Genomic DNA, 12853 nt, shown 5'->3' on the forward strand with positions numbered 1-12853 from the left:
CAAATGTTCTCTACTTTATTATAATTCTAATGTAAGAATAACTATCCTTTATTAGAAACACCCAGCATTATGATTTACAGATAGAAAGACACTATTTTTCATAGGAGGGTTTAGGAAATGGAAAACAACGTACATGATAACAATGATGAAAAGCGCCACACAGCTGCAGGAGATGCACAATGTCCAGTAACGGGTGGTCACAAAGATAGTGCGATTACGACATCAACAAAACCAGGTCGTACGCAGAATAAAGACTGGTGGCCGAATATGATGAATATCAATATTCTGCATCAACATGATAAGAAATCGAATCCTTTAGGGGATGATTTTGATTATAAAAAGGAATTTGCAAAGTTAGACTATGATGCATTAAAACAAGATCTTCACGATTTAATGACAAATAGTCAAGAGTGGTGGCCAGCAGACTACGGTCACTATGGTCCGTTCTTCATCCGTATGTCATGGCATGCAGCAGGTACGTATCGTACTGCAGACGGCCGTGGCGGTGGTTCTACTGGAAATCAACGTTTTGCACCGTTAAACAGTTGGCCTGATAACGTAAACTTAGATAAGGCTCGTCGTTTGCTGTGGCCAATTAAACAAAAATATGGAAACAAAATTTCTTGGGCCGATTTGTTGGTGTTAACAGGAAATGTAGCACTTGAGTCGATGGGCTTTAAAACGTTTGGATTTGGAGCGGGGCGCGAAGACATTTGGGCACCAGAAGAGGACGTATATTGGGGGAATGAAAAAGAATGGTTAGCAGATAATCGTTATTCTGGTGATCGCGATTTAGAAAACCCACTAGCTGCAGTTCAGATGGGCTTAATTTATGTGAATCCAGAAGGACCAAATGGTAAACCAGACCCTCTTGCAAGTGCCGTGGATATTCGCGAGACGTTTGCACGGATGGGCATGAATGATGAAGAGACAGTTGCATTAATCGCGGGTGGTCATACGTTTGGTAAATCACATGGTGCAGGAGACCCTTCTCATGTAGGGGATGATCCAGAAGCGGCTTTAATTGAAAACCAAGGTATTGGTTGGAAGAGTACGTATGGTTCAGGAAAAGGCCGAGATACCATTTCAAGTGGGATTGAGGGAGCTTGGACTGCTAACCCAACAAAATGGGACAATGGGTATTTTGAGCAACTATTTGAATACGAGTGGGAGTTAACTAAATCTCCTGCTGGTGCGTATCAATGGGCTGCAAAAAACTTACCAGAAGATCATATGGCACCGGATGCAGAAGATGCTTCGATTAAAGTGAAAACAAATATGACAACTGCAGATATGGCACTTCGCATGGATCCGTCATATGAAAAAATCTCTCGTCGTTATTATGAAAACATGGATGAATTTGCAGATGCGTTTGCTCGTGCGTGGTTCAAACTTCTTCACCGTGACATGGGACCAAAAGAGCGTTACTGGGGACCAGAAGTTCCTGAAGAGGTATTAATCTGGCAAGATCCAGTACCAAAAGCAGAGAACACGCTAACATTTGAGGAATTAAACGATTTAAAAGAGAAAATCTTGGCAAGCGGGTTAACTTCTCAACAGTTAGTTAAAACAGCTTGGGCTTCTGCAAGCACATATCGTGGTTCAGACAAACGTGGTGGTGCAAACGGAGCTCGTATTCGATTCGCGCCTCAACGTAACTGGGAAGTAAACGAGCCAGAAGAGTTAGCAAACGTGCTAAATGTCTATGAAAACTTGAAAACAAGTACTGGAAATAAAGTAAGTCTCGCTGATTTGATTGTCCTTGGAGGAAATGTTGCACTAGAACAAGCTGTAAAAGCAGCTGGTTTTGATCTGACTGTTCCGTTCACTCAAGGTCGCGGAGATGCACTCGAAGAACAAACGGAAACGGATAGCTTTGATGTATTAGAGCCAGTCTCAGACGGTTTCCGAAACTACCAAAAGAAAGAATATGCTACAAGCCCAGAAGAAATGTTGCTTGATAAAGCACAATTACTTGGCTTAACAGCACCAGAGATGACGGCATTAATTGGTGGTATGCGTGCATTAGGTGCAAATTATAAAGGGGCAGCTGAAGGAATCTTTACCGATAATGTTGGCACATTAACAAATGATTTCTTCGTCAATATACTAGATATGAACATTGAATGGACGCCAGCAGGTTTCAATAAATACGAAGGTAAAAACCGTGTGACAGGTGAAGTCGTTCGCACAGCAACACGTTTTGACTTAGTATTCGGATCTAATTCCATTCTGCGGGCCATTGCCGAAGTGTACGCACAAGATGACAGTAAAGAAAGATTCGTTCGTGATTTCATCCAAGCATGGAGTAAAGTGATGAATGCCGATCGTTTTGATTTACAAAACTAAGTAAGAAAAATCCTAGTCAGAGCATAACCCTGACTAGGATTTTTTTGCGAAAATGATTGTTCATTATTATTTAAGTAATCGAATGAATGGTCATGCTGACTATCGACTAACAGCTATGTATTGTTTTTGATGATTATGAATCGCTGCGAAAGTCATCGATTGGTTGGCACGAAGCAACGAATGATATTTTTTCATGGATAAATTATTTGCTAGGCACCATTGTTGCAGCTTATAAAGATTTAGAGTCATGAGTTGGTGTAATTGAGTCGCATTATAATGGTTTCTTCTATTTATGTCCTTTTTCTTGTGTTGGATGAAGTTGTTCTTTTCTATCAATTTTAATAATAGTTCGAGGATTAGATACAGCATCACCTCTAGGACCCACTTCGTTGTACATCCCTAGTGATCGACTAGAGATGGACATTAATTAGTTCTTCGACTGATGGTTACTTACTATTTATTACCTATTTATGTATAGTATATGGTAAACAAATGGAATATAATATACCTATTATATTAATTCGGAGTACATGATTAATCTTTAAAAAGGTTGAACTAGATTTATGCAATTTAAGGTTACTAACTTCATTTATTAATATAAAGCAGAAAGATTAGAGGTTATGCTATGGCAGTATTTAATTTAATGCCGAATGAATCAATCATCCTTAAGAGTCAGAATGTAGCACACGGGGGATTGATGGCGATTCATACGGATGAACTTATTCTTACAAATCAAAACATTATACATGTTAAAAAAGGAGTGTTCGGAAATACAAAGAATGTAAAAAGGTACGCTGTGAATCAAATCAAAATATTTAATGGGGAACCTCAAGCCATTTTAGGAAAACAGCGGAATGGTAGTTCACAACTTGAAATTTATTTCCTAAATGGACATGAATGTTTCGGATTTCAGTCTATGACCAAAAAAGAGGTTGTTCAATGGATAAATGCCATTACTAAGTTAGTAACGGGAAATGAGTCAACCACTGTTCCCCTTGGTTTTGCAATTCCTGGAACCGAGTATCTTGCAGAAACAATTAAAGGAACTGTTGATACTTTCAAAAATACTATTGGTATAAATTCTAAAAAAACAGATAATGGTGTTTCATCCGAAAAGGTAACTAAAAAGTGTATCTCTTGTTCTGCACCTCTTACTGGAAACAAAGGACAAACAATGTATTGCAAGTATTGTGACACTGCTCAAGTATTATAAGAGGGAGGTACAGTTATATGGGAATTATAAATGCATTTACTGGAGCTATTGTTGGTACTTTCGCGAATCAATGGAAAGATATTATTACTGCAGGAGTATTTGATGAACGCACAGCTATCGCACCTGGTGTTCAGAAGTCCACAAATACCGGGCGTGGGACAAATATGAATGGATCGAGTGGTATTATTTCTAATGGCTCAAAAATCTATGTGCCTGAGAACACTGCTGCATTTATTTATAGCCAGTCAGGAATTGAAGATATTATTACAGAAGCGGGCGGATATGAATATCAAAATGGTCAGAGCAGTATATTCAACGGTGACTGTATTGAACAATCCATCTTTAAGCAAGTTAAAGATCGCATAGGATATGGTGGTTTTTCTGCAGTTCAGAAACAAATCGCATTTATAAATCTGCGCGAAATCAGAGATATTAAGTTTGGAACCCGTGGAGCCCAAGTCTATAATGACATGTATTACGGAACAGATCTCGAAATATTTGCATATGGGTCGTTTACAATTCAGATTAAAGATGTAGTTAAATTTATAAGAAACTTTGTGCCAGCGAATGTTACCTATTACTCTTTTGATGACGTCCAAGTAAGGTCACAAATTTTGTCAGAGTTCCTGCAATCATTTACAGTAGTCTTAAACTCACTTTCGAGCAAATATAGAATTTCTCAGCTTCCGTCGCAAGCAAATGTTATTTCAAATATGATTGCTCATGATTCGGATAATGCGGGTACGTGGGGAGAGCGCTTTGGATTAGAAATCGTTAAGGTATCAATTGAAAATATCGAATTTACAGATGATTCAAGAGAACTTGTGAAGCAATATTCATCTCACAAGATGAATATTAAGGCCTATGACGATGTTTCTCAAAAGACCTCCAACATTGCGGCACAACAGAAAATTTCACAAGGTATTCTGGACAACGGTCTTGGTGATGCAGCTGGTATGATTTTCGGAATGAATACGGCTCAAGGATTAGGCACTAAAGCAGAGCCGAAGAAAACATTGTCCTTTGATGAACAGATTGAAACGCTAAGGAAATTTAAAGACCTTATGGACGCAGGAATCCTAACGGAAGAAGAGTTTAATACAAAAAAGAGAGAGCTAATGGGATTATAATTCATAACAAAAAATTTTTTGGAAAAATTGAAAAGATAGAAATAACCTCGAGAACTCAACAAATTTGAGGATGTGTCGGGGTAAAATTTGAACATATATTTACCTACCAAAAAGTGAGCGGATATAAGTTTTGGTGAAACAAAGGGGAGAATGATGAATTTAGAATATCTTCCTAAAATGAATTTATTACAAGACCATAAATGGAAATATTTTAAAAATAAGAAGACAAAGTAATTTTAGTAGGTCAATCTGAACAAGGTAATTATAAATTAAATTAATGAGTTGCAAGTTGAACAGAAGTGAGCCGCCTAAAGAGACTGTTTAAAAGCTGTCTCTTTAACTTTTTAAAAAACATAAACTTGCAATCAATAAGATTGTTACCTACACTTCTTTAAAGTGTCCTTAAATGACAGTCCAAGCAGTTAAGGCTATAATAATAAACATTGTAATCACCCTTCAACTTCGAGAAAGGGGTTTTTTTTATGATTAAATTACATGACGTCAGTAAAAGTTTTGGACGATTTCAGGCGATTAAATCTGTTTCTTTGAAAATAGATAAAGGTGAGATTCATGGGATTATTGGCGCTAGTGGAGCGGGTAAATCTACTTTGCTGAGGCTAATGAATTTGTTGGAAATTCCGGATGACGGTGAAGTCAAAGTAAATGGTCAAAACTTAACGAATTTGAGTAGTAAAGATCTTCGACAAGAACGAAAATCGATTGGGATGATTTTTCAACATTTTAATTTAGTGGCGAATAAAACAGTTTATGAGAATGTAGCTGTATCCTTACAATTAGCGAGTTTTCCAAGGAAAGAACGGAGAAACCGCGTGATGACCTGTCTTGAATTTGTAGGGTTAGAGACTTTTAGTGAAAAATATCCTGCACAATTAAGTGGCGGGGAAAAGCAACGTGTTGCGATTGCAAGAGCTCTAGCGAATAGTCCTCGAGTTTTATTATGCGATGAACCCACCTCTTCACTTGATCCGAATACAACTGCTGAAATTTTAGGGGTATTAGAAGATGTCAATAAAAAGCTAGGTGTTACAATTGTCATTGTCAGTCATGAGATGGAAGTCATTAAAAGCATATGTAATCGCGTCACCGTCCTCGCAAATGGTGAAATCTATGACACTGTGTTAATTGAACCAAGTAGGATTCAAATGATTGATAACAACCCTAGATACTTTGTCGAGCAACTAACTGCGGGTGGGGAGATTCATGATGCCTGAAATATTAGTTCAATATGAAGCAGAAATTTTATCGTCTATTGGAGAAACCTTTGTAATGGTAGGTGTCTCGATATTAGCGGCGATTCTTGTAGGTCTCCCGGTCGGAACGTTCCTATTCCTATTAAGGAAGGGGCAAGTGCTAGAAAATCGATTTGCGTTTTCGACTTTGAATTTATTGGTGAATATCATACGTTCTTTTCCGTTTTTATTGTTAGTTGTTTTTTTAATCCCTTTTACAAGGTTCGTCATTGGAACGGCTATTGGAACTGCGGCAGCAACAGTTCCGTTAGCTATAATAGCGATTGCGCATTATTCGAGATTAGTCGAACAAGCTTTATTGGATGTACCAAGAGGGGTTATGGAAGCTGCCATTTCGATGGGTGCTTCTGTTAAAGAAATAATCGTTAAATTTCTATATGTGGAGGCTCGTTCGGGACTGGTTCTCGGATTAACAACATCGATTATTAGTTTCATTTCCTATTCGACGATTATGGGAGTCGTCGGAGGCGGTGGTATTGGGGACTTTGCCATTCGATATGGTTATCAACAATTTAAAACAGATTTAATGATTTACATGATTATTATTATGGTCATACTGGTACAACTAATCCAATTTACTGGGACAACTGTATCGAGACTGATTGATAAAAGATAAACAATTAGGAGGAAATATGAAAAAATTACTTTTACTAATGACAATGTTTGTACTTATTTTAACTGGTTGTGGCAAAGAGGAAGAAACGAAGGAAAAAGGCAATGTGCAAGAAAATGATCAAGAAGAAGTAACGTTGAAAGTGGCTTCTTTGATTCCCCCAATGACCGAAATTTTGGAACTTGTTAAACCAAAACTTGCAGAGGAATCCATTAATCTTGAGATCGTAGTTTTAGGAGATAATGTTCAACCTAACAGTGCGCTTGCAGCAGAAGAAGTGGATGCGAATTTCTTTCAACATGTTCCTTACATGGAGGAATTCAATCGAAATAATGATTCAAACTTAGTGCCTATCGAACCGATTTATTTTGCGAATTATGGTACGTATTCAAAAGACTACAAGTCGATGGACGAATTACCTGAAGGTGCTGTCATTGCCATTGCGAATGACGTATCGAATATAGATCGTTCTTTGTCTTTATTAGCACAACACAATGTCATCACGTTAAAAGAAAAAACAGGTCCATACTATACGACAGCTGATATTGAAGAGAATTCAAAGAACTATAAGTTTGAAGAAGTCGATTTGTTAATGTTAGCTAGAATGTATGATGACGCTGATGCGGTAGTCATGACGCCTGCTTATGCAGCACCACTTGGTTTAACGCCTAAAAGTGATGCTCTTCTAACTGAAGGAGACGAAAACGACTTTGCCATTACGTTAGTGGCTCGCAAGGATAATGAAGATTCAGAGGCCATTAAAAAACTAGCTGAAGCTATGACTAGCCCAGAAGTACGCAAGTTTTTAGAAGAAAATTATGATGAAACGGCAATTCCAGCTTTTAAATAATAAATCAGAAAGGGCTATTCGAGTTGATTTCCAACTTAGAATAGCCCTTTTTTATAAAGAGATTAGGAAAGTTCTCTATTAAATAGAATAATCACTATGCATAAAGTATTTGAAGTCGCACCATCAAAGCGTTGTTTAGTTTCACTGACGGCTTAATATGTGTTCTTAGGACCTGCTGTATAAACATTTGTTTCTAAATAGCTTATAATGGTAGGCAGTAGGAATGTTTTATTCTATATAAAATTGTATTACACTATAGTTTGGACATCATTGAAACAGAAAAGGTGTGTGACTAGGTCTCGCCTAGGCTTTGTGTGTATCCTAAGCAGGAGCGCCTACATCCGTTCTGCAATTTTAGGGTAAGGATGGTTGGTAAAAATGAGCATTGAACAAAAAAATACAGACGTCATCTTAATTGGTGCCGGAATTATGAGTGCGACTTTAGGAACTCTTTTAAAAGAATTAGTACCAAAATGGAATATTACCGTTTTTGAAAAGCTTGAGAGTGCGGGAGAAGAAAGCTCGAATGAGTGGAATAACGCCGGAACAGGGCATGCCGCATTGTGCGAACTGAACTATACAAGTGTAAAGCCAGATGGGTCAATAGATATTAGTAAAGCGATTCAAATTAATGAACAGTTTCAACTTTCGATGCAGTTTTGGTCTCACCTTGTTAAAAACAAATTGATCAGCAATCCGCAAGACTTCATCATGCAATTGCCTCATATGAGTATGGTACAAGGAGAACAAAATATTGCTTTTTTAAAGAAACGCTTTGAAGCCATGTCAAATAATCCTCTTTTTCAGAACATGGAATTCTCCGATGACCATGAGATTTTGAAAGAATGGATTCCATTGGTTATGCAAGATCGCCCAGCGAACGAAGCGATTGCGGCAACTAAAATCGACAATGGAACAGACGTTAATTTTGGTGCATTAACTCGCATGCTGTTTGACCATTTAAAGAGTAAAAATGTCGATATGAAATACAAACATAGCGTTGAAAATATGAATCGTACGAGTGACGGCTCATGGGAACTAAAAGTACGTAACGACAAAGGGAACGTAGAACGCCATAAGGCTAAGTTTGTCTTTATTGGAGGCGGAGGCGGAAGTCTTCATTTGCTGCAAAAGTCTGGGATCCCCGAAGGAAAACAGATTGGCGGCTTCCCGGTAAGTGGCTTATTTTTAGTTTGCAACAAGCCTGAAATCGTTGAGCAACATCATGCTAAAGTATACGGCAAGGCTAAAGTTGGGGCTCCCCCAATGTCAGTTCCACATCTTGATACAAGATTTATCGACAATAAAAAATCGTTGCTATTCGGACCATTTGCTGGCTTCTCACCGAAGTTTTTAAAAACAGGTTCTATGTTAGATTTAGTCACTTCTGTAAAACCAGACAATCTTGTCACAATGTTAGCAGCTGGCGCAAAAGAGATGTCGTTAACAAAATATTTAATCGAGCAAGTGATGCTTTCGAAAGAAAAACGCATTGAAGAGTTACGAGAGTTTATTCCAAACGCGAAACTTGAGGATTGGGACATCGTAGTAGCTGGACAACGCGTGCAAGTGATAAAAGATACTGAAGCGGGTGGCAAAGGTACACTTCAATTCGGTACGGAATTAATCACGGCTGCGGACGGTTCGATTGCCGCATTACTAGGTGCTTCTCCAGGGGCTTCAACTGCGGTGCAAGTCATGTTGGATATTATTAAAAGATGCTTCCCGCAACATGTTGAAGAGTGGGAACCGAAAATTAAAGAAATGATTCCTACTTACGGTATGTCTTTAATGGACAACCCTGAGCTATTAAAAGAAATGCATTCGTCTACAGCAAATGCACTTGGCCTAAGCAAAAAAGAACAGCCAATCATTGACTCTACTTCTCTTGAAGAAGAAACAATTGTGCATGCAGGACATATCGAAGAAAACAATGAAATTGAAGTAAATGAAGTAAATGAAGTAAATGAAGTAAATGAAAAAGCGTAAGCAACGATAATTAAAGAGAAGTAGAGAGCTTATTACACTAAGCTTCTACTTCTCTTTTTATGTTCATGAAATTAGTCGTACATAGTAGTGTCTATTTAAAGAATGATACTCTTTTTAGCATAATCGCAACAGGTATTGCTACAATAATCCCAACAACATTTTGAGTGATATTTCCTGGAATTGAGGCAACTGGTGCAATCCAGTTATTATATAAAATTCCTTCACATACGTAGTAAACAGCTAACATCGGAGGGATCGAAACGATCATAGCTAGTAAGTTGAAAGCAACGCTGCTTCCATTACGGCCGTTTGACCAAGCAATTTTCCCTACAATATATCCTTGTAAGCCGCGAGCAATAATCGTGAAAGGTGCCCACAGAGTCCATCCAGCGAATAAATCGAACAACCCCATCCCAACAGCTCCAGCAATCGCACCTTTTTTAGGGCCAAATAAAATAGAAGCGATAAATAGCATAGCGGTTCCCATATGGACTAACCCACCATTTGCTGCAATCGGCAGTCTGATATTTAATAAAACAGTTGCAACGAAAACAAGTGCAATAAGCATAGAGGTAATAATCAAATTAAATGTTCGTTTACGTGAACTTGAATAACCTTGTATATTTTGCATAGTTAGTTACCTTCCTCACCTTTTGAATTCAAGATAAGATTAGCAAAGGTCTGGCATATTTAAAAGTATCAGTTTTGAATAAAATGTAGGGGTCAGTTTTAGAGGGAAGGCTAAAATTCAGCAAACGATTCTTTTAAAATGAAAGAAACTACTAAATTCACATATAGTAATTCTTTCCTATTACAGTTTTATTTCAAATAAATATCTGGTTCTCTTGCAAAAATGCGTTCTATCTCAACAGATTTTAAATTGTTTATTTCACCTGTAATGATGTTGTAAAAAACCATCCATATATTAAGAGGTTTATTAACCTTCCAAACTATTTATCATGAAGATATACCAAATTGGAAGGATTGAGTCGATGTTTAAAAAAGTAGGAAAAGTCACAATAGCTTCATTACTATCAATAGCTTTATTCTCCCCAACAACAGCTATGGCGAATAGTACATATAAAGTAGTTTCAGGAGATTCTCTTTGGAGAATTGCAGTGAAAACACAAACTGGCGTTCAGGAATTAATCGAATCGAATCCAAATCTTGCGAATCCAAATTTGATTTATCCTGGACAAACAATTAATGTCCCAACAAAAGAACAAGCGAGTATCGAACAAGAAGTGACGAAACTCGTTAACGTGGAAAGAGCAAAAGCTGGACTTCCTGCTTTAAAGAGTGATTGGGAACTTGCAAGAGTAGCAGAGTTTAAGTCTCAAGATATGCGTGACAAAAACTATTTCAGTCACACAAGCCCAACGTATGGTTCACCATTTACAATGATGAAGAACTTTGGCATTACGTATAGAGCCGCTGGAGAAAACATTGCAAAAGGTCAAAGAACGGCATCTGAGGTAGTACAAGCTTGGATGAACAGCGAAGGACACAGAGCGAACATCATGAGTAAAAACTTCACACATATTGGTGTAGGACATGTAGAAGGAAATTACTGGACACAAATGTTCATTCAAAAATAATAGAAATACGAAAGCACATCAGCGATTACCGTTGATGTGCTTTTTTGATTATCTTGAAATATATTATATTTTAGCTTCCCACCATCCAAATGCGATTCTCCCGGAAGTAACAACGTCAGGAGTTTCAGGATTGGATAAAAATACAAGGAAGGATCCGCCTGGAGGGAAAATGAATTTTCCATTTTCAACATCAACGATTGTCGTTTCAGGTTCTGCTCTTCGGACGAAGGCTTTAATTCCCCCAGTCGGTTCATTCAAGACGTTTGTAGCATATTGAAGCTTAATGTTGGGTTTTGGAAGAGGCGATATCGCCGTATTGGATGGAGTGACAAATTCTGAGTCAATTGGCGTTTCGGAAGGCGTTGCATTAAACCAAAATTGAGCACGGAAAGTGGAATCGGATACGTCTGTAACTGTCCAAACATTGACGTGAAGATTAACTCCCGAATTCGGTGGATTATAAAGTCTTGCCCATGTACTCGTTCCTTTCCCAAAATTTAATTCATCAGCATAGCCTACGAAATATTTCCCTTTTAAAGATTGATAAAGCTCTTGGGGGATTTCCACCGCCTTAATGAATTGTGAATTTTGTCCCTTTTGTTTTGGTTTCAATTAAAAATCCTTTCTTCTTTGGATTACTTAATTACAGTCTTAAATAAGATATGACTAAATGAAAAAGTTGATTCCCATCATTTCATCGGAAAGGACTAGATAAAGAAAAAGCACATTAACGAATAAAGTTAATGTGCTTCTTGAAATTGATCAAATCTAATCTTTTCTCATAATAAAACTTAAATGCCTGCCACTCTTCTTGTCTTGACGATAAGAGAAACCGTTAGGGCTTACATAAGTACAAGTGGGATCGATTTTAATGTGAGAAGCGGGAATACCAGCTAACTCACATTGCTTTTTTACCGTTTGTTGATTATCAATATGATACTTGTTGGACTCTTCATTGTAGTACATAAAATCATCCGCGTAGCCAAGCGCTTTAAATTTCAGGTACACATCTTCATCGACTTCAAATTTTTCCTGACTTAGCGCGGCACCAATTTGAACATGGACATCACGTAAATCACATTGTTCTACTTGTTTTAAATGCTCAAACAGTTTCAAGGAAATTTCTTTTATTGTCCCTTGCCATCCGGAGTGAATGACGCCAATTAGGCCTGTACTTTCATTGTGAAAAATAACGGGAACACAATCGGCAGTAAAACTGCTTAAAACTATGTTAGGCTCATACGTGTATAATGCGTCCGTGTCTAATATCGCTGTATCTATTCGATCTGCTCCGCGTCCTTTGTCAGCAAGTGTTACCTTATGAAAGTTCGCGCTATGTGTTTGATTCGCACAAACAAAATCATTCAGTTCACACTGCAAAGTCGTAGCTAATTTTTCGCGATTTGCAAGGATGAGTTCAGGATTTTCACATGCATGAAGCGCCATGTTATTTTGTTCTGGTTCAGAGTTATCTTTCATAGATGTTCCAGATATAAGTTTTTCGTTGTTTAAATAAATGGTTGTTTTCATATCATCACCTGTTTCTAATATATAGCAGGGTAGGGATGATGTATAGGATAGTCAATTATTGTAGTTTTTTAAAAAAATTGATAAAAAACAATTCGCAACCCATATTTCACGACAGACATAAAGAATTTATATTGTAAAAAGATCCATTAAAAAGGTACCTTAAATTATTATTAGTTCGTTCGTTTTTTATTATATAGAGTGAGAGCTTTTGTAACCGTTATTTAACTTCAGCACCCAGAAACTCCGTTACATCTCTTTACGACTACCTTCACCAACATGCCAGTTAGGCAAGTAAACTGAATATAATTTT

The 12853-nt window shown here is 37.5% G+C and carries 11 protein-coding genes; 8 read left to right on the forward strand and 3 right to left on the reverse strand.

Annotation, left to right across the window (positions count from 1 at the left end; genetic code table 11):
* Window positions 1–117: 117 nt before the first annotated feature.
* The 7 genes from katG (at window position 118) to ACHUE4_RS10980 (ending at window position 9415) form a co-directional block, all read left to right on the forward strand.
* Complete coding sequence (gene katG, locus ACHUE4_RS10950; protein WP_394189916.1) at window positions 118–2349, forward strand: catalase/peroxidase HPI; 2232 nt, start codon at window positions 118–120, stop codon at window positions 2347–2349.
* A 625-nt stretch (window positions 2350–2974) separates the two neighbouring features.
* Window positions 2975–3562 carry a hypothetical protein gene (locus ACHUE4_RS10955; protein WP_394189918.1) on the forward strand — a complete coding sequence of 196 codons (588 nt, stop codon included), beginning with the start codon at window positions 2975–2977 and terminating at the stop codon, window positions 3560–3562.
* Window positions 3563–3579: 17 nt separating this feature from the next.
* On the forward strand, window positions 3580–4692 hold the full coding sequence (locus ACHUE4_RS10960; RefSeq protein WP_394189920.1) for an SPFH domain-containing protein: 1113 nt from the start codon (window positions 3580–3582) through the stop codon (window positions 4690–4692).
* 482 nt (window positions 4693–5174) lie between these two features.
* Complete coding sequence (locus ACHUE4_RS10965) at window positions 5175–5924, forward strand: methionine ABC transporter ATP-binding protein (RefSeq protein WP_394189922.1); 750 nt, start codon at window positions 5175–5177, stop codon at window positions 5922–5924.
* Window positions 5917–6579, forward strand: coding sequence for a methionine ABC transporter permease (locus ACHUE4_RS10970; protein ID WP_394189924.1), 663 nt, complete (start codon window positions 5917–5919; stop codon window positions 6577–6579). Before ACHUE4_RS10965 ends, ACHUE4_RS10970 begins: the two co-directional genes overlap by 8 nt.
* Window positions 6580–6595: 16 nt before the next feature.
* Window positions 6596–7426, forward strand: a complete 831-nt coding sequence (locus ACHUE4_RS10975; RefSeq protein ID WP_394189926.1) for a MetQ/NlpA family ABC transporter substrate-binding protein — start codon at window positions 6596–6598, stop codon at window positions 7424–7426.
* 378 nt (window positions 7427–7804) lie between these two features.
* Entirely contained in the window at window positions 7805–9415 is a 1611-nt protein-coding gene (locus ACHUE4_RS10980; protein ID WP_394189928.1) for a malate:quinone oxidoreductase, read from the forward strand.
* Between the two features lie 91 nt (window positions 9416–9506).
* On the opposite strand, the gene ACHUE4_RS10985 is transcribed toward ACHUE4_RS10980, so the two are convergent.
* Entirely contained in the window at window positions 9507–10046 is a 540-nt protein-coding gene (locus ACHUE4_RS10985; RefSeq protein ID WP_394189930.1) for an ECF transporter S component, read from the reverse strand.
* 361 nt (window positions 10047–10407) lie between these two features.
* Here ACHUE4_RS10985 and safA point away from each other — a divergent pair, with 361 nt between their 5' ends.
* Window positions 10408–11013 carry a SafA/ExsA family spore coat assembly protein gene (safA, locus tag ACHUE4_RS10990; RefSeq protein ID WP_394189932.1) on the forward strand — a complete coding sequence of 202 codons (606 nt, stop codon included), beginning with the start codon at window positions 10408–10410 and terminating at the stop codon, window positions 11011–11013.
* A gap of 63 nt (window positions 11014–11076) precedes the next feature.
* Here safA and ACHUE4_RS10995 read toward each other — a convergent pair whose 3' ends face one another.
* Window positions 11077–11625 carry a DUF6143 family protein gene (locus tag ACHUE4_RS10995; RefSeq protein ID WP_394189934.1) on the reverse strand — a complete coding sequence of 183 codons (549 nt, stop codon included), beginning with the start codon at window positions 11623–11625 and terminating at the stop codon, window positions 11077–11079.
* Between the two features lie 156 nt (window positions 11626–11781).
* The gene (pgeF, locus tag ACHUE4_RS11000) at window positions 11782–12543 is read right to left on the reverse strand and encodes a peptidoglycan editing factor PgeF (RefSeq protein ID WP_394189936.1); all 762 of its coding nucleotides are present in this window, start codon (window positions 12541–12543) and stop codon (window positions 11782–11784) included.
* Window positions 12544–12853 lie beyond the last annotated feature (310 nt).

It is taken from the genome of Paenisporosarcina quisquiliarum, from assembly GCF_043641925.1.
Lineage (GTDB): Bacteria > Bacillota > Bacilli > Bacillales_A > Planococcaceae > Paenisporosarcina > Paenisporosarcina quisquiliarum_A.